At 62.0% G+C, this 22,346-nt stretch carries 20 protein-coding genes; 11 read left to right on the forward strand and 9 right to left on the reverse strand.

The window, feature by feature from the left end; translation table 11 throughout:
* Positions 1-1,408 precede the first annotated feature (1,408 nt).
* The 3 genes from NEZ08_RS23675 (at position 1,409) to aroQ (ending at position 3,654) form a co-directional block, all read left to right on the forward strand.
* A complete protein-coding gene (locus NEZ08_RS23675) occupies positions 1,409-2,419 on the forward strand; it encodes a tripartite tricarboxylate transporter substrate binding protein (RefSeq protein ID WP_298112534.1) in 1,011 nt (336 codons plus the stop codon).
* An 84-nt stretch (positions 2,420-2,503) separates the two neighbouring features.
* Complete coding sequence (locus tag NEZ08_RS23680; RefSeq protein ID WP_298112536.1) at positions 2,504-3,190, forward strand: cyclase family protein; 687 nt, start codon at positions 2,504-2,506, stop codon at positions 3,188-3,190.
* A gap of 26 nt (positions 3,191-3,216) precedes the next feature.
* Positions 3,217-3,654, forward strand: coding sequence for a type II 3-dehydroquinate dehydratase (gene aroQ, locus NEZ08_RS23685; protein ID WP_298112538.1), 438 nt, complete (start codon positions 3,217-3,219; stop codon positions 3,652-3,654).
* A gap of 32 nt (positions 3,655-3,686) precedes the next feature.
* Here the strand turns inward: aroQ and NEZ08_RS23690 are convergent, their stop codons facing one another.
* The 5 genes from NEZ08_RS23690 to cobS form a co-directional block, all read right to left on the reverse strand.
* The gene (locus tag NEZ08_RS23690; RefSeq protein ID WP_298112540.1) at positions 3,687-4,799 is read right to left on the reverse strand and encodes an NADH:flavin oxidoreductase/NADH oxidase; all 1,113 of its coding nucleotides are present in this window, start codon (positions 4,797-4,799) and stop codon (positions 3,687-3,689) included.
* Positions 4,800-4,910: 111 nt separating this feature from the next.
* Entirely contained in the window at positions 4,911-5,876 is a 966-nt protein-coding gene (locus NEZ08_RS23695) for a tripartite tricarboxylate transporter substrate binding protein (protein ID WP_298112541.1), read from the reverse strand.
* Between the two features lie 53 nt (positions 5,877-5,929).
* Positions 5,930-7,015 carry an esterase-like activity of phytase family protein gene (locus tag NEZ08_RS23700; RefSeq protein WP_298112543.1) on the reverse strand — a complete coding sequence of 362 codons (1,086 nt, stop codon included), beginning with the start codon at positions 7,013-7,015 and terminating at the stop codon, positions 5,930-5,932.
* 13 nt (positions 7,016-7,028) lie between these two features.
* Positions 7,029-8,927: a cobaltochelatase subunit CobT gene (cobT, locus tag NEZ08_RS23705; RefSeq protein WP_298112545.1), complete on the reverse strand. Its 1,899-nt coding sequence runs from the start codon at positions 8,925-8,927 to the stop codon at positions 7,029-7,031.
* 28 nt (positions 8,928-8,955) lie between these two features.
* Positions 8,956-9,954 (reverse strand): cobaltochelatase subunit CobS, encoded by a 999-nt coding sequence (gene cobS / locus NEZ08_RS23710; RefSeq protein ID WP_298112548.1) that lies wholly within the window; start codon positions 9,952-9,954, stop codon positions 8,956-8,958.
* Positions 9,955-10,256: 302 nt separating this feature from the next.
* Between cobS and NEZ08_RS23715 the strand changes: the two genes are divergently transcribed.
* Positions 10,257-10,925: a DedA family protein gene (locus NEZ08_RS23715; protein WP_298112550.1), complete on the forward strand. Its 669-nt coding sequence runs from the start codon at positions 10,257-10,259 to the stop codon at positions 10,923-10,925.
* 11 nt (positions 10,926-10,936) lie between these two features.
* Here the strand turns inward: NEZ08_RS23715 and NEZ08_RS23720 are convergent, their stop codons facing one another.
* Positions 10,937-11,569 carry a DnaJ domain-containing protein gene (locus NEZ08_RS23720; protein WP_298112553.1) on the reverse strand — a complete coding sequence of 211 codons (633 nt, stop codon included), beginning with the start codon at positions 11,567-11,569 and terminating at the stop codon, positions 10,937-10,939.
* A gap of 109 nt (positions 11,570-11,678) precedes the next feature.
* On the opposite strand from NEZ08_RS23720, the gene NEZ08_RS23725 reads away from it, so the two are divergent.
* Positions 11,679-11,951: a BolA family transcriptional regulator gene (locus NEZ08_RS23725; protein ID WP_298112555.1), complete on the forward strand. Its 273-nt coding sequence runs from the start codon at positions 11,679-11,681 to the stop codon at positions 11,949-11,951.
* A 38-nt stretch (positions 11,952-11,989) separates the two neighbouring features.
* Here NEZ08_RS23725 and NEZ08_RS23730 read toward each other — a convergent pair whose 3' ends face one another.
* The 3 genes from NEZ08_RS23730 to NEZ08_RS23740 are packed head-to-tail and all read right to left on the reverse strand — an operon-like array spanning position 11,990 to position 15,085.
* Positions 11,990-13,297 (reverse strand): HlyC/CorC family transporter, encoded by a 1,308-nt coding sequence (locus NEZ08_RS23730; RefSeq protein ID WP_298112557.1) that lies wholly within the window; start codon positions 13,295-13,297, stop codon positions 11,990-11,992.
* Between the two features lie 25 nt (positions 13,298-13,322).
* The gene (aroB, locus tag NEZ08_RS23735; RefSeq protein WP_298112560.1) at positions 13,323-14,471 is read right to left on the reverse strand and encodes a 3-dehydroquinate synthase; all 1,149 of its coding nucleotides are present in this window, start codon (positions 14,469-14,471) and stop codon (positions 13,323-13,325) included.
* Entirely contained in the window at positions 14,468-15,085 is a 618-nt protein-coding gene (locus NEZ08_RS23740) for a shikimate kinase (RefSeq protein WP_298112563.1), read from the reverse strand. Before NEZ08_RS23740 ends, aroB begins: the two co-directional genes overlap by 4 nt.
* A 200-nt stretch (positions 15,086-15,285) precedes the next feature.
* Between NEZ08_RS23740 and NEZ08_RS23745 the strand changes: the two genes are divergently transcribed.
* From NEZ08_RS23745 to NEZ08_RS23770, 6 genes are all read left to right on the forward strand, one after another.
* Positions 15,286-15,432, forward strand: coding sequence for a histidine kinase (locus tag NEZ08_RS23745; RefSeq protein WP_298112565.1), 147 nt, complete (start codon positions 15,286-15,288; stop codon positions 15,430-15,432).
* Between the two features lie 58 nt (positions 15,433-15,490).
* Positions 15,491-16,447 carry a site-specific tyrosine recombinase XerD gene (gene xerD, locus NEZ08_RS23750; RefSeq protein ID WP_298112568.1) on the forward strand — a complete coding sequence of 319 codons (957 nt, stop codon included), beginning with the start codon at positions 15,491-15,493 and terminating at the stop codon, positions 16,445-16,447.
* Between the two features lie 232 nt (positions 16,448-16,679).
* Complete coding sequence (locus tag NEZ08_RS23755) at positions 16,680-17,645, forward strand: acetyl-CoA carboxylase carboxyltransferase subunit alpha (RefSeq protein WP_298112572.1); 966 nt, start codon at positions 16,680-16,682, stop codon at positions 17,643-17,645.
* A 230-nt stretch (positions 17,646-17,875) separates the two neighbouring features.
* Entirely contained in the window at positions 17,876-19,342 is a 1,467-nt protein-coding gene (locus NEZ08_RS23760) for a murein L,D-transpeptidase family protein (protein ID WP_298112574.1), read from the forward strand.
* Between the two features lie 158 nt (positions 19,343-19,500).
* Complete coding sequence (locus NEZ08_RS23765; RefSeq protein WP_298112577.1) at positions 19,501-21,438, forward strand: thiamine pyrophosphate-dependent enzyme; 1,938 nt, start codon at positions 19,501-19,503, stop codon at positions 21,436-21,438.
* A gap of 10 nt (positions 21,439-21,448) precedes the next feature.
* Entirely contained in the window at positions 21,449-21,823 is a 375-nt protein-coding gene (locus NEZ08_RS23770) for a cytochrome c (protein WP_298112580.1), read from the forward strand.
* Positions 21,824-22,346: the final 523 nt, after the last annotated feature.

The following is a 22,346-nucleotide window of genomic DNA, read 5'->3' on the forward strand; positions in this document are numbered from 1 at the left end:
TCACGTAGATCCCCCAAAATAGGCGCGGCAAAAGGAAATATGCCGCGGACTGCTAAAGGTACGGAGCCTCGAACGAGGACTCCTACGTGAATCATCCTGCATCACCTCGCCGTGAAATGTTGTCACCTGAACGCAACACGATTTGTTAAGGCGACAAAAAACCATAATATGATTTTGATAATATAAAGAGACAGTTAGTTTCTATTCAAATGTTTGAATATCTCAAATTGGCTTTATGAAACCGGCAGATTATTTCTCAAAATTCTTTTATAAACTTCGGACAATCACATTCTGCGGCTGAGCTCTTCCGGCGATTTGCCGAAAATCAATTCGGGACTCCTAGCTATAATCTCGTCGAGTGAACTTGCTGCTTCTCGCGTAGATTGCCCGCATCACCTCGACAGATATCGCGGGGTTCTTTGGTGTTGGGGTCAAAACACTCGCCTACTCCATAGCCAAAGCTTCCAAGCTTAGCGGCCTCAAAATTAGAACTCGATCGGCCTGCACGAAGATAAATGTGACATCCAAGTAGTCTGGATTGCTATCCAGTAGATCCTCCAGCTGATCCTTCTCAGTGACGAGAATGCAATTACAAGGATGCCGATTGCGTCGATACCTAAGTCCCCGCCCGCTCCGAGCACGACTTCCTTTGGGTCGAAAGTCTCCGAGTAGTGGAGCTTAACAACAATGAATCCGCAGAGGCGCTCAAGCCGCAGTCCCATCCAGTCCAGCCTCTTGTCCATCGCGCGAAATTCGGCTCCGTCGGCCTCGCAATGACGTTGCCCCCGGCTCTTATCCAGCTTCACGAGAGTCTGGCGGCTGCCATCTTGCACATTTGAAACGAGCCGAGGCGCGGAGCCTTTAGCGAGCGCAGCGCCTTAGTCCGCTTGTGGGTCTGCCGCAGGAGCCGAGCTCACGCGCCACCCACTGGCCGGACAGCGAGGTATGGCGAGGGCGGCCAGCTTCGACTCAGTTCACCATCACGAGGACGACCGCCTTCCAAGCCCGCCCCGCGACGCGCCATCAAAATAGCGCCGTAGCGGCCACTTGGAAGGCTCCAGGCCCGTTTACCTGCGGGTGCGTCAAGCGCCCGGCATTCCCTGCGCCCTCTGATTTCAGAGGGGAGATTTGCAAGGGCCTGGAGGCAATTTTGCCTCGCGGGAACGACGGGTCGCGCCACAGCTGATGCCGTTATTGCGGAAGCCGCCAGCGCTCCGATTCCGAAGTTCGCAAGCTATTGCGGCGACTTCTGATGCGAACCTCGGAATCAAAGGAGCACTGGCAAACACAGGTTTTCAAATTCGCCGCGCCAGGCAGGACCGACACCGGCAAGCCGGTCATGCCTCGGCCCGGCTTTCATGAGACCGGTGCATGTGCTGAAATAGAAAAAAAGCCCAGGGAGAAAGCGATGAGCGACTACAACGGCCCCCTGCCCTCACGCCGGCAATTTCTCAAAACTGCAGGCGTTGTGGCGGGCGCAGCAGCGGCGCCGATTTTCACGCCGAAGCAGGCTTTGGCGGCCGGTTATCCGGAGCGGCCCGTCAGGATCGTCGTGCCGTTTGCACCGGCGGGTCCGACCGACATCATGGCGCGGATCCTCGGGGACAGCCTCGGCGAGGCGCTTGGCGGCAACGTCATCGTCGAAAATCGGCCCGGGGCGAGCGGCAATATCGGCATCGGATACGTGGCGCACGCGGAAGCCGATGGTTACACGCTGCTCGTCGTCTCCAGCGCCTACGTCGTCAATCCGAGCCTCTTTGCCAAAGTTCCCTACGACCCGTTCAAGGATTTCGAGCCGATCACCGAACTTGGCACCACCCCCAACATGATCGTGGTGTCGCCGAAGCTCGGCATCAATTCGATTGCCGAACTGTTCGCGCGCGCCAAGGCCAAGCCCGACGAACTCAACTACGCAAGCCCCGGCGCCGGCACCACGCCGCATCTATCCGCCGAACTGCTCAAGATCGTGGGGCACGTCCAGATCACGCATGTGCCGTTTTCCGGCGCGGCGCCAGCGATCCAGGCCCTGCTTGCCGGCACCACCCAGATGGCTGTCACGGCTTTGCCCGCAGCGTTGCCCTTCGTCGAGTCCGGGGAACTCACGGCGCTCGCGCTGACCGGTGCGCATCGCTGGGTCGACCTGCCCAACGTGCCGACCATGGTCGAGCTCGGCTACAAGGATTTCGTCGCCGAGACAGCCCAGTTCTTCCTGGCGCCAGCCAGGACGCCAGCCGCCATCGTCGCAACCTTGGCTGCGAAATCGATCGATGTGCTGAAGAAGCCCGCCGTGATCGCCAAGCTGCGCGACAATGGCTATGAGGTCGCAACCAGCGGCCCGGAAGGGCTGCGAAAGTACGTCAAGAGCGAAGTGCCGCGCTGGCACGACATCATCGCCAAGGCCGGCATCAAGCCGGTGTGATCTCATGACAAAAACATGCGATGAAGCAAACATCGTCACTGCGAACGCAGGGACGACACACAGCTTTGATGAAAGGATTCCTTCGTGAAGATCGTCGACCTCAGCCGCGAACTCTATCATCGCACGCCGAACTATCCCGGCCATTCCGCCATCATTCACGGCATGTGGAAGACGCATGAGGAATCCTTTGCCGACGGCGGCAATGTGCACGGGCTCGCCTCGATGTATTTTGCCATGCCCGACCATGGCGGCACCCATATCGATGCACCGCTGCATTTCGACAAGCGCGGTGAGGGTATCGACCAATATCCGCTGGAAAAATGCATCGTGCCGGGCATCTGCATCGACCTGCGCCACATCGCCCCCCGCGCCGAGATCACACCTGCCGACCTTCAGGCGGCAGCCGAAAAATCCGGCCACCCCGTTCCGAAAGGCGGCACGGTGCTGCTCTGCACCGGCCATCACGAGCGCACTTTTCCGCGCAAGGAATATGCGACGGAAAATTCCGGCGTCAACGTGAAGGCGACCGAATGGCTGGCGCAAAAGGGCGTGGTGCATTTCGGCATCGATTCGATGCGCCCCGGGCCCGAGGGCCGGGAGAATCTTCTCGTTCACAAGGCCTGCTTCGATCTCGGCATCACCCACATCGAAAGCCTGTGCAACCTCGAGAGCCTGCTTGGCGCCGGGCCCTTCACCTTCATCGGGCTGCCGATGAAATGGCGAGGCGGCACCGCTTCGCCAATCCGGGCAGTCGCGGTTTTCGGAATGTGAATGCAACAGAGTGAGAGCGGCACGCCATGAAACGGGTAATGATCCTCAACGGTCCCAACCTCAATCTGCTAGGCGTGCGCGAGCCGCACATTTACGGCACCACCACGCTCGATGAGATCCGGCAAAGTTGCGAGCGCGAGGCGGCCGCGCTCACCCTCGCCGTTACCTTTCACCAGTCCAACCACGAAGGCGAACTGGTCGACCTCATCCAATCCGCGCGGCAGGACGCCGACGCCATCATCATCAACCCGGCCGGCTATTCCTTCACATCGATCGCCATGGTCGACGCGATCAAGGCCTTCGAGGGGCCGGTGATCGAGGTGCACATTTCCAATATTCACGCCCGCGACGAACTTCATCAACACTCGAAGATTTCCCATGCCGCAACGGGCGTGATCTGCGGGCTCGGGCCATATGGCTATATCGCGGCGCTGCGCGCGCTCGCGGAAACCGGGAAAAGATGAGTTGCACCGGCAGCCGAAGGCCCTGCACGGCCCTATCTGGCGCCGAATCTGGTCGCGCCGAACAGCGCCTTCTGCGAGGCGGGCTGCGATCGCCAGTATTGCGGCGGCGCCTGGACTTCGCCGCCGAGTTCGGCAGCGGCGTGCCAGGCCCAGCGCGGATCGTAGAGCATGCCGCGGGCGAGCGCGACCATGTCGGCCTTGCCGGAGGCGACGATGTCCTCGGCCTGGCGCGCTTCGGTGATCAGGCCGACCGCCATCGTGGTCACGCCGGTCGCTTCCCTGATCGCCTGCGCGAATGGCAGTTGATAGCCGGGCGCGAGTGGAATCTTCTGCTGCGGCGAGATGCCGCCGGAGGAGACGTCGATCCAGTCGACGCCGCGCCTGTGCAATTCCTTGGCGAATTCGATGGTCTGCGCAAGATCCCAGCCGCCTTCCACCCAGTCGGCCGCGGAGACCTTGATCCCGACCGGCTTTTTCGACGGAAACACGGCCCGCACCGCATCGAACACCTCAAGCGGATAGCGCATGCGGTTTTGCAGCGAGCCGCCATACTTGTCCGAGCGGCGGTTGGAGATCGGCGACAGGAACTGGTGCAGGAGATAGCCGTGCGCGCAATGCAGCTCGATCGCGTCGATGCCGAGACGGTTCGCGCGCCGCGCCGCCTCGACAAAGGCATCGCGGATACGCTTGAGGCCGACGGCATCGAGCGCGAGCGGCTTCTGCTCGCCGTCCTTGTGCGGAACGTCGGACGGTCCGACCGTCTGCCATCCGCGCTCTTCAAGCGGAATTTGCTGCCCGCCGTCCCAGGGCTTGTGGCTCGATCCCTTGCGGCCGGCATGGGCCAATTGAATCGCGATCGCAATCGTCGAATGTCTGCGAATGGAGGCGAGCACCGGACGCAGCGCCGCCTCGGTGGCGTCGTTCCACAGACCGAGGCAGCCCGGCGTGATGCGGCCGCTCGATTCGACGTGGGTCGCCTCCATGCAGAACATCGCCGCGCCCGACAGCGCAAGCGTGTTCATGTGGGTGAAATGCCAGTCGTTCGCCCGGCCGTCGTCGGCCGAGTACTGGCACATCGGCGCCACCATGATGCGGTTCGGCAGCGCGAGGTCGCGCAGACAGATCGGGGAAAACAGGGCACTCATGAAACCGTATCCCGCGTTGAGCTTGGGTGGTTCACGGCGATCTATAATTCACGCCTGTGACTAAGGTCGAATGTCGAATGCGTGGAACAGGCCGCCTGAAAACGCAACGGTCTAAGGCGTGATCCCGGCTGCCCTGATGAGGTTGATATTCCCGGCAATTTCGCGCGCCACGAACGCGTCCATCTCCGCAGGCTGCATCGGGAGCGGCTCGACCCCCAGTTTGACCAGGCTTTCCTGCATCGCAGGTTCCGCCAGCAGTCTGGTTCCGGCATCGTGAAATTTCTCGACAATATTGCGCGGCGTCTTTGCCGGCATGAAAACGCCCAGCCAGAAGACGCTTTCCGCATTCTTCAGGCCTGCCTCGGCCGGCGTCGGGACGTCAGGCAGATCGGTCGCGCGTTTTCCCGTCGAGATCACAAGTGCGCGAACCCGCCCCTCCCTGATCAAAGGAAGCGCGGTCGCGAGCGGACAAAAGTAGAAATCGATTCGGCCGCCGAGAATATCGGCGAGCGCCTCCGCGCCGCCGCGATAGGGCACATGGGTGGTTTCGATTCCCGCCGCGAGACGGAATTTCTCAGCGCTGATATGGGTCGCGCTGCCCACGCCAGCCGAGCCGAAGGATATCGCTCCGGGCTTTCTCGACCTGGCATCGGCGATGAAGTCCTGCACGGTCTTCCATGGACGCGAGACGGGCACGATCATCACATTGGCGCTGACGCCGATCATGAGCACCGACGACAGGTCCTTGGTGATATCGAACGGCAAATGGGGATAGATCGCGGGCGCGATCGACAGGGCCGACGATTGCGACAGGATGTTGTAGCCATCCGCATCCGCCTTCACCACGGCGGCGGTGCCGATCGTGCCGCCGGCGCCAGGACGGTTCTCCACGACGATCGCCTGCCCGAGTTCTCCCGCGAGCCGATCGAATACCACACGCGGCACGACATCGGCCGCGCTTCCGGCGCCGAACGGAATCGTCGCCTTGATCACATGCGATGGCCAGTCGTCGGCTCGGGCCGTGCCTGTCAGGAGCAGGCTGCCTGCGATCATCGCCCAACGTACGAACCTACGCATCCCCCACTCCCGCCCTTATCGAATCCATACCGGTATGCAACCTCACAAGGGCATCACGCAAGCAGCGTAAACTGCAAGAGCAGCGTTCGCTGGACGATCGAGAAATTGTCATCCGACACCATGGTCAGCACGGTCTCGCCCTCCGGAGTGAGGTGGGCGTCGATGCCTTCCATATTGTCGACCTCGTCGGCGAGATCGGCCTCGAAAATCGAGGGACCGTCGACCACCGCACCCGGCACGACCGACTTCAGCGGAATGCGCCTGATACGAATGCCGACCCCCGTCGCCCAGGAAAACTTGCGCTCCAGGATCAAGAGATCGCCTGATCGCAGCAAGACGGCATCGCTGATATCGAAGTCGTTGGTGCGGCGGACGCTGAATTGTCCCGGCGACGGGCCTCCGACCAGAAACGCAATGAGATTGCCGTTCTTATCGAGGCCGCGCTCGGACATCGCAATCAGCGTTCCCGCCAGTGGCCGGCCCTCCGGCACGAATACCAGGGCCTCTAATCCCTGGTTGGTGGGAAGCTTGCTGGCGGCGGGAGGCAGCGCCACCACTTCCCCGCGCGACCGGGTAAAACCCTTGCTGAAATCGAATCGCAGCACCTTGTTGACGCGCTCGAGGCCGATATACACCAGCGAGCCGTCGAGCGCGATCGATTCCGAATCGAACCAGCCGCGCGCTGTGATCGGCCTGCCGTCCGCGCCGAGCATTGGCGCCGATTCGACGTCGGCCAGCCCAGTCATCGCGCGGCCTTCGTACACGATGCGTCCGGTGAACCATTGGCCGTGATCGCTGAACGAAATGAAGCGCTCGCCTTTCGGGTCGGCCCGCCACCCAGACAATCCGCCGAAGCGCGGAAAAGACGAGGTCAGGATCAGCCCGCTCCGATATTCCAGCGAACCGAAGCGCACGCGAGCCCGGTCGCGGCGATCGAACCAGAGAATCGGCTCAGCTTTGACCTCGATCGATACCGGGCCATCGGATGCGGCCTCCGCCGCGCCGGACGATGCCGGGGGCGCGATGAATTGGGCTTTGGCGAAGCCTGCAGCGGCCATGGCCGACAGGCCAGCCGCCATTGTCAGGAAGTCGCGACGTGAGCCGCCGAAGTCGGGGCCGGCTTTGTCGCGCAGGGCCATCCCGCGACGATTGTTAATGAAGCCGACGACGAGGCGTGGCGGCGGCAGGCGCCGCCCCCTGTGTCTCGCTGAACAGTTCGGCGAGCTTCTCGGTGATCGCGCCGCCGAGTTCTTCGGCATCGACGATCGTGACCGCGCGCCGGTAATACCGCGTCACGTCGTGGCCGATGCCGATCGCGATCAGTTCGACCGGCGATCGGGTCTCGATTTCCTCGATGATATGGCGCAGGTGCCGCTCGAGGTAATTGCCGGGATTGACCGACAGGGTGGAATCATCGACCGGCGCGCCGTCGGAAATCATCATCAGGATCTTGCGCTGCTCGGGCCGGCCGAGCAGGCGCTTGTGCGCCCAATCGAGCGCCTCGCCGTCGATATTCTCCTTCAGCAATCCCTCGCGCATCATCAGGCCGAGGTTCTTGCGAGCCCGCCGCCACGGCGCGTCCGCCGCCTTGTAGATGATATGCCGGAGATCGTTGAGGCGGCCGGGATTGGCCGGTTTGCCGGCGGCAAGCCAGGCCTCGCGAGACTGCCCGCCTTTCCACGCACGGGTGGTGAAGCCGAGGATCTCCACCTTGACGCCGCAACGCTCGAGCGTCCGCGCCAGAATATCCGCGCAGGTCGCGGCCACCGTGATCGGGCGACCGCGCATGGAGCCGGAATTGTCCAGCAACAGCGTGACCACCGTATCGCGGAAGGTCGCTTCCTTTTCGTGCTTGAAGGAAAGCGGATGATACGGATCAGTCACGACACGCGGCAGGCGGGCGGGGTCGAGGATGCCTTCTTCGAGATCGAATTCCCAGGCGCGGTTCTGCTGCGCCATCAAGCGTCGCTGCAGACGGTTGGCGAGCCGCGCGACGATGCCCTGCAAATGGGCCAGCTGCTTGTCGAGATAACTGCGCAGCCGTTCGAGCTCATCATGGTCGCAGAGATCTTCCGCCGCGACGATCTCGTCGAATTTCGGCGCAAACGCGTGGTATTCAGGCCCACGAGGCTCATTCTTGCCGTGCGCGTTCGGCCGGGTGGCTTCGCCCGGGGTTTCGTCTTCGCCAAGCTCGCCGTCGTCGAACGTGTCGGATGCCGAGGCCTGCGCGCTTTCCATCGCGCTGTCCGACATCTCTTCGGTGGTGGCCTGTGCCTGATCGGCGCTCATCTCCTGCGCGGCGTCGGATTCCGGCGCCCCTTCCGCACCGGACTGGTCGTTCTCGCCGTCGCGGCTGTCGTCCTGATTCTCGTCCTCTTCGGCCTCCGCGTTACGGTCGTCGCCGAGTTCAAGAGCCGTCAGCAGATCGTGCACCGCGTCGCCGAATTTCAACTGGTCGTCAGCATAGCGATCGAGCCGGTCCAGCCGTGCACCGATCTTGTCTTCCAGGATCGGCCGCCAGAGATCGACCATCTTGCGCGCGGCCGCCGGCGGCGCGAGCCCTGTCAGCCGCTCGCGCACCAGCATCGCCAGCGCATCGGCCAGAGGAGCATCGGCGCGGTCGGTGATCTCATCGAACTTGCCGCGATGGAAATGATCATCGAGCATCGCAGCGAGGTTTTTCGCAACGCCGGCCATCCGCCGGGAGCCGAGCGCCTCGACGCGCGCCTGTTCGACGGCCTCGAACACCCCGCGCGCCTGCGGATTTCCGGGCATCAGCCTGCGGTGCACCTTGGGATCGTGACACGCGAGCTTCAGCGCGATGGAATCGGCATGTCCGCGCACGATGGCGGCATCACGCCTCGACATCTTGCGCGGCGGTTCCGGCAGCCGCGCCTTGCCGGGCGACAGACCCGGCCGTTCGGCCGCAAACGACACTTCAAGCTCGGGCTTCTTCGCGATCGCGCGCAGGCACGCCGTCACCGAACGCTTGAACGGCTCCGTCGGCGCTTCCTTCGAGCCGGTGCGAAACTTGCTGTTGGTTGTGGTCATCTAGCCCATCTAACCGGGCGGCATCGCCCTACGACATCGCCACATTCACTGCCGATTCGGGGAGCTCCGCGTTGAAGCAGCGCTGATAGAATTCGGCCACCAGCGGACGCTCCAGTTCGTCACACTTGTTGAGGAAGGTGACGCGGAAAGCAAAGCCGATGTCACCGAAAATATCCGCATTCTCGGCCCAGGTGATCACGGTGCGCGGGCTCATCACCGTCGACAGATCGCCATTGGCGAAGGCGTTGCGGGTGAGGTCGGCAAGCCGCACCATCTTGTTGACGATGTCGCGGCCTTCCTGGGTGCGGTAGTGGTGGGCCTTTGCCAGCACGATTTCCACTTCCTCGTCATGGGCGAGATAGTTGAGCGTGGTGACGATCGACCAGCGGTCCATCTGGCCCTGGTTGATCTGCTGGGTACCGTGATAGAGCCCCGAGGTGTCGCCGAGACCAACCGTGTTGGCGGTGGCGAACAGACGGAATGCCGGATGCGGCTTGATGACCTTGTTCTGGTCAAGCAGGGTCAGGCGGCCGGACACTTCCAGCACGCGCTGGATCACGAACATCACGTCCGGGCGACCGGCGTCGTATTCGTCGAACACAAGCGCGACGTTATTCTGCAAGGCCCAGGGCAGGATGCCGTCCTTGAACTCGGTGACCTGCTTGCCGTCCTTGACGACGATGGCATCCTTTCCGACCAAGTCGATGCGGCTGATATGGCTGTCGAGGTTGACGCGCACGCATGGCCAGTTCAGCCGCGCCGCGACCTGCTCGATGTGGGTCGATTTGCCGGTGCCGTGATAGCCGGTGACCATGACGCGGCGGTTCTTGGCAAAGCCGGCGAGAATCGCGAGCGTGGTCGCCCGGTCGAAGCGGTAATCCGCGTCAACATCCGGCACATGCGGATCGACTTGGGAATAAGCCGGCACTTCAAGGTCACTGTCGATGCCGAATACCTGCCGCACCGACACCTTCATGTCGGGCATGCCGGCGGGCTCCTGGGCTGTGGTCATGGCGGCGGTCGTCATTAGTCCTCCGAGGTCTCAGGAGCGTTCCCGAAACCAGATTTAGGGCGTGGCTGCGGATTGATAACTCGACGCAACCTACCAGAGAGCAGCGGTGGGAAGAAGCCCATGCCGCAATCAAAGTTCCGTTGGATTTTCATGTAGATAGTCATTGGTCGGAGTTTTTGGAAGGCTGCCCTGCGAATTCGGCCAACTTTTTCTCCGGGCAACGTCGCCGCGGATCACGGAGCGCGCGGCACTTTCCGACCCCTTCCCGACTTATGATAGGTCTGCCGCCGAGCGACCGGCACATCGCAAGGATTTTCGTGGCCTCACTGATCGATCCACTGATTACGTTTGTTTCGACGCACCTGGCTCTCGCCTATCTGACGTTATTCTTGGCCGCGCTCCTCGAAGCAGTTCCCGTCATCGGCTCCGTCATTCCGGGATCCACCATCATCTTCGCGCTGAGCGCCCTCGTGCCTGGCGGCGAACTGGAATTGCAATGGGTTTTCGCTGCTGCCATCGCCGGCGCCCTGCTCGGCGACGGATCGGCATTTTGGCTCGGACATCGCCAGCAACAAGAGATCATCAGCAGCTGGCCGCTTTCGTCCTACCCCCGCGTCGTGGCGCAGAGCGAGGCGTTCTTCCGTCGTCGGGGGCCACTTGCTGTTTTCTTCGCCCGCTTTGTCCCGCCGATCAGGGCCTTTGTCCCGATCATCGCAGGGGCGCTCGGCATGAAGCCGCCGACATTTTTCGCCGTCAACATTCCAGCTGTATTGCTCTGGGCGCCGGCTCACATTCTGCCGGGCGTGCTCGCCGTTTCCGCCGTGCACCGCTATGCCGGCCTTGCGCCTCACGGCCGCCTCGCCAAGCACTACTGGATACTGGCCGTGATGATCGGCGCCCTCGTCATCTGGCTTGTGAGCCGGGTGATGGGCCGTAGGCGCGACGCCGCGGATCCCGGGCTTCAGCCGGATCAGGGCAAGCCGTGAACGCGCTCAAGCTACGCGCGGACCACTGTCTTCAGATAATTGTAAGCCTTGATGATCTCGATCAGGCGGTCTTCGGTCGAGCGATCGCCGCCATTGGCGTCGGGATGATGCTGCTTCACCAGCGCCTTGTACTTGGCCTTGACATCGTCCAGCGTCGCCTCGCCGGAAAGGCCCATTACCTGCAGCGCCTTCCGCTCCGCATTCATGACCTTGCGCGTCTCGGGCTTGGCCTGCGCACCGGGACCGGGCCGCCAGCGGCCACGACCGTTGAGTTCGCTGAACACATGGAAGGGATCGGCGGCAGCCTCGAAATCGGCATCGCCCTTCTTGGCTCCATTGGCGCCCATCTTCCATGTCGGCCGATGGCCGGTCAAAGCATCCTTTTGATAGCGTGCAACGTCGTCCGGATTCATGCCCTGGAAGAAGTTGTAGGACTGGTTGTACTCGCGGACGTGGTCGAGACAAAAATGCCAGTACTCGCGCGAATTCTCCCGGCCCTTCGGCGCACGGTGAGAACCCTTGTTCTGGCAACCCGCCCATTCGCAATTCACGGCTTCGACGCCAGCCTGCGCCTGACGCTTGGCGCTCACCTTGGTCGGCTTGATGCGAATCGAGTCGAAGAATTTGGATGAATCAATCGGCATGCTGTCTTTGACTACGCTACGCTGATAGCTTCAAGTCTTGACATTGCGAAACCCTTCAATTCCGGACCGCCATTGACGAAGACCGATCGCGGACGTATTTGCCGCCATCATGAACACCAAAATTGCTATCACAAACAAGTTGCGCGAAGCTTTCTCGCCCGAAAGCCTCGACGTGTCCGATGAATCACATCTTCATGAAGGCCATGCCGGTCACAGGCCGGGCGGCGAGACACATTTCAGAGTGTATATTGTGTCCGCCGCCTTCGAAGGAAAGACCCGGATCCAACGCCACCGCATGATTAATTCAGCGCTGGCTGCGGAACTGGGGGGCGGCGTACACGCGCTGGCGATCAGCGCGCAAGCACCTGGGGAGAGAGCCTAGCCGGCCGGGCTGTCGAACCAGGATCCATCAGGGTTTGGTTAAAACGCCTTCCCGGCCCGCCGCGGGGCGTTTTCTGTCGCTTCGGAATCGCGCGGCACCGCCACGATGCGTAGCGCCGTAATGCGGTTGCGTTCGCGCCGCAGTACGCGAAATCGGAAGCCGTGGAAGGTGAAACTCTGGCCGCGCTCGGGGATCGAACGCGCTTCATGGATCACCAGGCCCGCAACGGTGGTGGCCTCTTCGTCGGGCAGATGCCAATCCATCGCACGGTTGAGATCGCGGATCGGCACCGAGCCATCGACGACCACCGATCCGTCCGGCTGCGCACGGACCCCCGCGACCACGACATCGTGCTCATCGGAAATGTCGCCTACGATTTCTTCCAGAATATCTTCCAGGGTGACCATGCCCTCGACCTCGCCATATTCGTCGACAACGAGCGCAAAATGAGTCTTGCGGCGGCGGAAGGCTTTGAGCTGCTCCGAAACAGGACGCATTTCCGGCACGAACCAGGGCGGCAGCATGATGGTGGTGACATCGATTTTCGACGTCTCGCCTTCGGAGGCGCGGATCGCGCGCAACAGATCCTTGGCGTGCAGCACGCCGATGATGTTTTCGGGTTTTTCCCGCCATAGCGGGATGCGCGTATATTCGGTCGCCAGCACCTCGCGCACCAGATCTTCCGGCGCCAGGTCGGCATTGATCATCACCATTTCGGTACGATGAACCATGACGTCCGAGACCTGAAGCTCGCGCAGGTCCAAAAGCCCACCGAACATGTCGCGGTCCAGCTTTTCGACCTTGCCTTCGTGATGCAGCAGATCGACGGCGCCGCGCAGCCGTTCGAATGGCGAGAGGAGCGGCTGATTGTGGCTTGCGGTAACGCCAAACAGTTTCAACAACAGCCGCACCACAGCTTCGACGACGCTGACCAGCGGCCCAAGCAGGACTGTCATCAGCTTCATCGGTCGGGCTATTGCAAGCGCCACCCGATCCGGGGCATTGATGGCGATCGTCTTCGGCAACACTTCGGCAAAGATCACCACAACGACCGTCATCACGCCGGTGGCATAGAGCACGCCGACTTCGCCGAACCATGCGGTGAAGATGCCCGTCGCCAGCGCCGAAGCGCCGATATTTGCGATGTTGTTGCCAAGCAGAAGCGTGCCGATCAATCGATCGCGACGCTCCGACAGATTTGAGACGATGTCGGCGTCCTGATTGCCCTGTTTCGACAGCCGCAGCATGCTCCCGCGCGAAGTGCCGGTCAGCGCGGTTTCGCTGGCGGCGAAGAATGCCGACACCAGAAGACAAACCACCACGACTGAAAACGTGACCCAATGCATGCGCGCCTATTCGGGTTGGCCGGCCTCAGGACCGGCGCTTTAACTTGCCTTGAAGAAAATCTCGAACCAATGAAGGTTCAACGTCGGGAGCGATTACGGCGCGGCCTATTCCTTGAAGCAGAATGAAGGTGAGCCTTCCGCGCTTGACCTTCTTGTCCTGCGCCATCAGCGCCATCAGCGCGTCCGCATCGGCAAGACCTTCTTGGGCAAACCCGGCGATTTCCTGCACGGCGGTGGGCAGCCCGACATCGGCCAGATGCCGCCTGACACGCTCGGCATCCTGCTCGGCGATCATTCCGAGTTGCGCCGACAGTTCTGCCGCCAGTACCATGCCGACGGCGACGCCCTCACCGTGGAACAGCCGGTCGGAAAAGCCGGTCGCAGCCTCCAGCGCGTGGCCGAAGGTGTGACCAAGGTTGAGCAGGGCGCGCTCGCCGTTCTCGCGCTCGTCGCGCGCGACGATTGCGGCCTTGGCGCGGCAGGAGGTTGCGATCGCATGCTCGCGCGCGGCACCGCCGGCAAAAATATCGGCGTGATTTTTTTCAAGCCACGCGAAAAAGGCTTCATCGCCCAGCAGGCCGTATTTGGCGACTTCGGCATATCCCGCGCGGAACTGGCGCGGCGACAAGGTGTCGAGAACCGCAGTATCGGCGACCACGAGGATAGGCTGGTGGAACGCACCGATCAGATTTTTTCCCTGCGGCGAGTTGATGCCGGTCTTGCCGCCCACGGAGGAATCGACCTGCGCCAGCAGCGAAGTCGGCACCTGCACGAATTCGATACCGCGGCGCAGGATCGCGGCCGCAAAGCCTGCGAGATCGCCAACCACGCCGCCGCCAAGTGCAACCACGAGATCGGCGCGTTCGATCTTGGCTGCAATCAGCGCCTCGCTCACCCGCTCGAGCACCGCATAGCTCTTGGAGCCCTCGCCTTCCTCGACGATGACATGAGAGGCAGCAATTCCAGCCTCCGCCAGCGACGCCTCGGTCCTTGCCAGCCAGTGCTGGGCCACGTTGCGGTCGGTGATGACAGCGGTGCGTGCTCCCGGCCGCAAGGCTGCGATGCGCTTGCCGAGCGAAGCCAGGACGTCGCGCCCGATCACGATCTCATAGGCGCGGTCGCCGAGTTCGACATCGACCGTGATCGGATCGCCATGTTTCAGGGGTGCCGTCATGGGGTGCTATCCTGCTTCTGTTCGACGGGACCGCCACAAAGCTTGCCGTACAGCGCCTCCAGGCATTCATCGACGATTTTCTCGTGCGGCACGTCACGGGACCAGACAGTCAGGTCGGCCTGGCTGTAGATCGGCTCGCGTTCGCGGATCAGCCGTTCGACGGTTGCCTCCGGGTCGGCCGTTTGCAGCAGCGGACGGTCGGACCTGCGCCTCACCCGGCGCATGATGATGTCCGGATCGGCTTTCAGCCAGATCGAGACCGCTTTCTCGCGAATGCGATCGCGGGTCTCCTGCCGCATGACGGCCCCGCCGCCCGTGGCGATCACTGCCGGTCCGCCCTCAAGCAGCCGCGCGATGACGCGCACCTCGCCGTCGCGAAAATCGGCCTCGCCGCGGGTTTCAAAGATGTCGGGAATCGACATGCCGGCGGCCGCCTCGATTTCGGCGTCAGCATCGAGAAACGGCAGCCCAAGCCGGGCTGACAGCCGGCGCCCGATCGTGGATTTCCCGGCGCCCATCATACCTACCAGTACGATCGAGCGCTGGCCCAGGGCGGCCGAAATCTCGGCGTCCTGAGACGTGCTGAGGGAATTTAGCGAGATGGCGTCGGACATTATCTCTGATCGATCGCGGCATGTGGCTCTTCGGGCGACCATACTACCGGCGCCGATCGCGTTGCTAGTGCCCGACCGGAAAAGCCATAAAGCCTTGCAACGACATCTCGAACGTGGTGGTAGTCGAAACGGGCCAATCCCGATGAATCCAATAGTTAATTCGCCTGTCCAGGTGAAGAAGCGAACCAAACCCTAGCGCAATGCCGAGCCTGTTCCGCTTTCTAACTGTGGTCGCAATCATCGTGGGGATCGTCTATGGCGCGATTTTCGCACTGGCCAATTTCGTCAATCCAAACCCCCGCGAAATGACGATCAATGTGCACCAGGACAAGTTCCTCAAGAAATAAGCGCGGCAGACCGGTGTAAGCAACAGAGGGGCAAGAATTTGCGAGGTAGGGTTCGCGGATGCGTGCCAAGCCCTCTGATGCCAAACTGATCGACCTGTTTCTCGATATGCTCGCGGCCGAGCAGGGCGCCGGCAACAACACGCTGGAGGCCTATCGCCGCGACCTGGCCGACCTTTCCGGATTTCTTGCCGCGCAAGGCCAGACCTTCGTCGTCGCCGAGACGCAGGTCCTGCGGGACTATCTCGCCGATCTTGATGCGCGTGGATTCAAATCCTCGAGCGTGGCCCGGCGGCTGTCGGCAATGCGGCACCTGTTCCGTTTCCTGCTCAATGAGCGCGTCCGCGGCGACGATCCCGCCGCCATTTTGTCCGGACCCAAGCGCGGCCGCGGGCTGCCTAAGGTGCTCTCGGTCGCGGATGTCGATCGCCTGCTCACCCGGGCAAAGGTTTTGACCGAGCAGGCGGAGGCCTCACCCCAGGAGCGGTTCCGCGCCCTGCGGCTCTATTGCCTCCTCGAGGTGCTCTATGCCACCGGCTTGCGCGTTTCCGAACTGGTGTCGTTGCCGCTATCGGCCGCGCGCAGCGGCGCGCGTATGATCGTGGTGCGCGGCAAGGGGAACAAGGAACGGCTGGTGCCGCTCAATGATACTTCGCGGCGCGCGATGACCGGCTATCTCGCGGCGCTGGAGGCGCTCAAGGCACCGAAGCAAAAAAATGCCAGCAACTCGAAATGGCTGTTTCCCTCGTTCGGCGAGAGCGGTCATCTGACGCGGCAGCATTTCGCCCGCGATTTGAAAGAACTTGCCGCCTCCGCGGGCCTTGCGCCGCGGCTGGTCTCGCCGCACGTGCTGCGCCATGCGTTCGCCAGCCATTTGTTGCACAACGGCGCCGACCTTCGCATCGTACAGACCCTGCTCGGCCACACCGATATTTCAACCACCCAGATTTATACCCATGTCGTCGAAGAACGGTTGAAAAGTCTGGTGCGCGACCTGCATCCCTTGGCCGAGAAGTAACGACTCGGTCGTCTCTGCAGCAGGGGCTCGCTGCCAATTCTGCGGCTCATGCTTGACTTCGGCCGCTTCTGCACCGAAAGAGCCATTTCCGCTCATCTTCCGAAGGCAAGGTTCGCCGACGGGAGGCTCGTTCGGCGTTGGAGCGCACGCTAAATATCTGAAGATGCGTGCTTTCTCGGCGCAACCGTGGAGCAACTTCGCTCCAGGGGGGCTTTCTCCTTATATTGATTTGATGCCGGATCACATGCGCAGCTATCTCGATTTTGAAAAACCCGTCGCCGAGCTCGATTCCAAGATCGACGAATTGCGGGTTTTGGCGGCTTCGGGCAGCGACATCGGCGAAGAAATCTCGCGGATCGAGGAAAAGGCGGCACAGGCGCTGGCCGATCTCTATACCAATCTGACCCCGTGGCAGAAGACCCTTGTGGCGCGCCATCCGCAGCGGCCGCACTTCACAGATTTCATCAGCGGGCTGATTACCGAATTCACGCCGCTCGCTGGCGACCGCAAATTTGCCGAGGATGAAGCGCTGGTCGGCGGCTTCGGCCGTTTCCGCGGCGAGAGCATTTGCGTAATCGGCCAGGAGAAAGGTGCCAGCACTGAATCCCGGATCCGGCACAATTTCGGCATGGCGCGCCCCGAAGGCTATCGGAAGGCGGTGCGGCTGATGGAAATGGCCGACCGCTTCCGCATTCCGGTGCTTTCGATCGTCGATTCCGCCGGCGCCTACCCCGGAATCGGCGCCGAGGAGCGCGGCCAGGCCGAAGCGATTGCGCGCTCGACCGACGCCTGTCTTTCGCTGGGCGTACCGAATGTTGCAATCGTCACGGGTGAAGGAATGTCGGGCGGCGCCATCGCCATTACGACAGCCAACCGCGTGCTGATGTTCGAGCACGCGATCTACAGCGTGATCTCGCCCGAGGCCGCCTCCTCGATCCTGTGGCGCGACGGGACCAAGGCCCAGGAAGCCGCCACCAGCATGAAGATCACCGCACAGGACATGCTTCGCTTTGGTGTGATCGACCAGATCCTCCAGGAGCCCGTCGGCGGCGCGCACCGCGACCCCGCCGCCATGATTGCCGTCACGGGCGATGCCATTGCCGGGACGCTGAACGAACTGAGGCAGATGGATGCTGATGCGATTCGCAGACAGCGCCGGCAGAAATTCCTCGACATCGGCCGCAAAGCCTTTCCCTGATCAGGGTTCCGCTCGCCTCAATCCATCCGCATTTCTGCCATTTTGGCTGCAAATCTGTCGCGGGCTATCCCGTTTAAGCTCCGTTCACCATGCCGGAGCGGCGCACAGCTCATCGGGGCGCGTCGCCTTGCGACGGCAGGGATTTTAAGGATAATATTTTATTCAATGGCTTCAGGGCCTCGACGCGAGGTTGGGGTGCGAGACTTGCCCGTTGGGTGTGGAGCTTTGCATTGATTCGCCACTCGTCGCTTCGCGCGCTTATGACGACTGCTGCGCTGTCTGCGGCCATGCTTCTGGCTGGCTGCAATACGGACGAGCTCAACTCCCTTGCGACCAATGCCAAGGCCAACCAGCCCGTGCCGCCCAAGCTCGTCGCGGCGATGGACGCCAAGAATATGGATCTACAATCACCGATCCTGATCCGGCTGTTCAAGCAGGAGGCCGAGCTCGAAGTCTGGAAGCAGGACCGCACTGGCCGCTTCGCACTCCTGAAAACATACCCGATCTGCCGCTGGTCCGGAGATCTGGGCCCGAAGGTTCGCGAAGGCGACCGCCAGGCGCCTGAAGGCTTCTATTCGATCACACCGGCGCAGATGAACCCGACCTCGGCCTATTATCTCTCCTTCAATACCGGCTATCCGAATGCCTATGACCGGGCACTTGGTCACACCGGTTCCGAGCTGATGGTCCATGGCGATTGCTCGTCGCGCGGCTGCTACGCGATGACCGACGAGCAGATTGCGGAGATCTATGCACTGGGCCGCGAATCCTTCTTTGGCGGCCAGAAAGCGTTCCAGTTCCAAGCCTATCCGTTTCGGATGACGCCGGCCAATTTCGCCCGCCATCGCAACAGCCCGCATATGGCCTTCTGGAAAATGATCAAGGAAGGCAACGACGATTTCGAAGTCACGCGGCAGGAGCCGAAAGTCGATTTCTGCGAAAAGAAATACGTGTTCGACGCGGTCAAGCCGCCGGATGCCAAGCGCGATCCGGTGTTCGAGGCCTCCTCCAAATGCCCCGCCTATGTGATCCCGGAGGACGTCGCTGCGGCCGTGCGCGAAAAACAGGCCGCCGATCAGGCAGAATTCGACAGGCTTGTGGCCAAGGGCACGCCCGTTGCCCAGCTCAACACCGGCATCGATGGCGGCATGAACCGGGTGTTTGCGTCCGAGCTGCCCAACGGCAGCACCGGCCTTTCCGACGCCGGTTCGGGCCCGTCGCTGTTCGCGAAACGTGAAAGGGCTCCCGGCACCATCCCCTTGGATCACGTCAATCCGCCGCGTGGACCGGTGACCTCGCCGCAGCAACCGTTGCTCGCGTCTTCGGATGCGTCGTCGGCCCAGGTGGCCGCGGCAGCTCCTGCGGCGCAGGCCAGCGAATCCGAGGGCTTCTTCTCCCGTTTCGCTCGCAAGGTGGGGCTGAGCAGCGCCTCTGCCGACACCACCGCGGCCGTGGCGCCACCGTCGGCGCCGCCTGCCAAGCCGAAGCTCGCCGAGGCCAGGCACCGGACTGTAAAGGCGGAAACCAAGCAGGCTTCGGCCAGGTCATCATCAAAGCCAAGGACAACCGAGGCTGCGGCCGACGCGCCGGTCCCTGCGGCGACGCCTGCTGCACCACAAGCGAGCAGCCTCGTGGCCGGCGCACAGCCGATCGTATCGGCGAACTCGTTCGAGAGCCGTTTCTCGGCGACCAAGTAAGCCGATCCTCCGACGATGGCCAATGCGGCCGCCCGGCGCTGTTCTGCGAACGGCCACGCCTCGCCTCAAGGTTTTCGATGCGTTAGGCTCTCGCGCCAACAACAAGCGTCGGATCATCATCGCCGTCGATGGCCCGTCAAAAAAGCGGGAGAACACCTATGGGCAAATCGGATCGCCGCCGATTCCTGAAAGGAGTGGCGGCTGTGGCAGGTGGGGCCACCGTAGCCATTCCGAAAGGCACCTCTGCGCAAACCTTCCGGCCCGCCAACGGCACCACTGCACTGCCCAGCGCGGCCATGCAGTCCAGGGAACGGGAGCAGCCGGCCGAGGTCGAGCGGCTGACGACCGAAAAGACGGGCTCCGACTTCATGGTCGACGTCTGCAAGACGCTCAATCTCGACTATATCGCCGCCTGCCCCGGCTCGACCTTTCGCGGCCTGCAGGAAAGCTTCATCAATTACGGTGCCAACAAGCATCCCGAATGGCTGACCTGTCTGCACGAAGAAGTCTCGGTCGGCATGGCGCATGGCTATGCCAAAGTCGCAGGCAAGCCGATGGCCGCGATCATGCACGGCACGGTCGGCACGCAGCACGCCGCGATGGCCATCTACAATGCCTACTGCGACCGCGTTCCCATTATTCTCTTCACCGGCAACGCCGGTCCGCTCAACGAGCGGCGGCCGGGCGTCGAATGGTTCCACAGCGTGCAGGACGGCGCTGCCACCGTGCGCGACTTCGTCAAGTGGGATGACTATCCAAAGTCGCTACAGCATTTCGCCGAATCCACCGTGAGAGGATATGCGCTCGCCTGTGCTGAGCCGTCCGGACCGGTGTTCCTGGTAGCCGACAGCAAATTGCAGGAAGATCCGCTTGCAGAGCGCGAGGCGCGCAAGCTCAGGATCCCGCGGCTCACGATGCCCTCCCAAGCTGCGGGAGATCCGAACGCTCTGCGCGAAGCCGCCAAAATGATGGTGGCTGCTGACCATCCTGTCATCATCGCCGACCGCTACGCGCGCTCGCAAGCGGCGATGGACAATCTCGTTGAACTGGCCGAACTCCTGCATGCGCCTGTCATCGACAACCGTTCGCGCATGAACATGCCGAACACGCACTATCTCTGCCAGTCCGAACGCGCCGGCACGCTGATCGGTCAGGCCGATTGCATCCTATCGCTCGAACCGGTCGATTTGTTCGGCCAGCTCAATTCGATGCGCGATCAGATCGAGCGCACCGACATGCCGAGGACCAAGGCAGACGCGAAGGTCATCAGCATCTCGACGCACGATCTTTTCGTGCATTCCAATTATCAGGATTTCCAGCGCTATGTCGGCGCGGACCTCAACATCGCGGCCGATGCGCAGACCACGCTGCCGTTCCTGATCGAAGCGGTGCAGCGAGAGATGAGCGCGAGCGGCAGGAACGCCGGCGAAATGCGCGGCGAGAAGCTGCGTCAAGCCTATCATGACGCGATCGACCGCGCGCGGACCGAAGCAACCTTTGCCTGGGACGCCAGACCGATCTCGACGGCGCGTCTCTACATGGAGTTGTGGGGGCAATTGCAAAAGGAGGACTGGGCGCTTGTATCCGACGGCGACTTCTCCTCGCGATGGCCGCATCGGCTATGGCCACTGGACAAGCACTATCGCTTCATCGGCGGGCCCGGTGGTTACGGCGTCGGCTATCAGCCGGTGGCAGCGCTCGGCGCGGCGCTGGCACATCGCGATGCCGGCGGACGGGTGGTCATCAATGTCGAAGGTGACGGCGAATTCAACATGGCGCCGCATACGCTGTGGACCGCCGCCCATCACCGCATTCCCTACCTGACCATTATCCAGAACAACCGCGCTTATCATCAGGAGGCCATGCATATCCAGCGCATGGCGAACCGGCACAATCGCGGCGTGCGTAGCGCAGCCTTGGGCACGAGCATCGATAATCCGAACATCGATTACGCCAAGATCGCGACGGGCTACGGCGCGCTCGGCATTGGACCAATCGAGGATCCGAGTGACCTCGCCGAGGCCTTCCGCAAGGGCATCGCCGCCGTCAAAACCGGTCAGCCGGTGCTGATCGACGTCATCACGCAGCCGCGCTGAGGACGCGATCATGAAGCATCGGAGCCTCCTCACCGCAGTCTTGATCGCTATTGTCTTTCCTGCGATCGCACCTGCCGGTGCTCAACAAGCTTCAAGTCCGGCCGGCAACGTCGAACACGGCAAAGCGCTCTACCGCGAGACCGGCTGTTATGAGTGCCACGGCCTCGCCGGCCAGGGGGCACCGATGACCGGCCCGCGCGTCTCGCGCACGCAATTGCCGCTCGACGCCTTCCTCAACCAGCTCCGTCATCCCGTGAACCAGATGCCGCCCTATGAGGCGGCAGTTCTTTCCGACAGCGATGCCGCTGATATCTATGCTTACCTGGAACAGATTCCGGCACCGCCCGGTCCAAACAGCATTCCGCTGCTCAAGCTGACTCGCTGATTCTGACCACCAGAAACAGCTACTCTATTGAACTGAGGTCGCCGAAATCAGTCGCCACGTAACCATTGGCCGGCGCATGACCCGCCCCGTTCGGCGTATCAACAAATTTGTTTGATAGCCGTCTCGCCCAGCAGTCTGCTTCCTTGAGCCAGAATTGTTCGTCTTCGTTTTCCATCCTCGCGCGCTGGCGGCAGAACGATGCCATTGCGCGGCACCAGCTAGCATTATCCATTCAGAATGGCCTTAGTGAACCGGCGCCGCGCATTCGGGACATGTGGGGACCAACGTGTGGGAAGCCCGAAGCCGTGAAGGGCAGAGGTCGGGGATTGTCCTATTGAGATGTTGCGACAAGGCGATGTGCATGATCGGTGGTGCGTTCGCGTAGACAAAGGTCTCATTTATCCCTTAGCTTTTCCTCTGCCTCGGAGAGCTACCTGGCCAGACGTTACCCTTCATCTTTCACCAAGCAGCTTTCGATCCCATCCAATGTTTTTCTCGCTGACAAACTTCAAGATCGATGGGC

Source organism: Bradyrhizobium sp. (assembly GCF_027451485.1).
GTDB lineage: Bacteria > Pseudomonadota > Alphaproteobacteria > Rhizobiales > Xanthobacteraceae > Bradyrhizobium.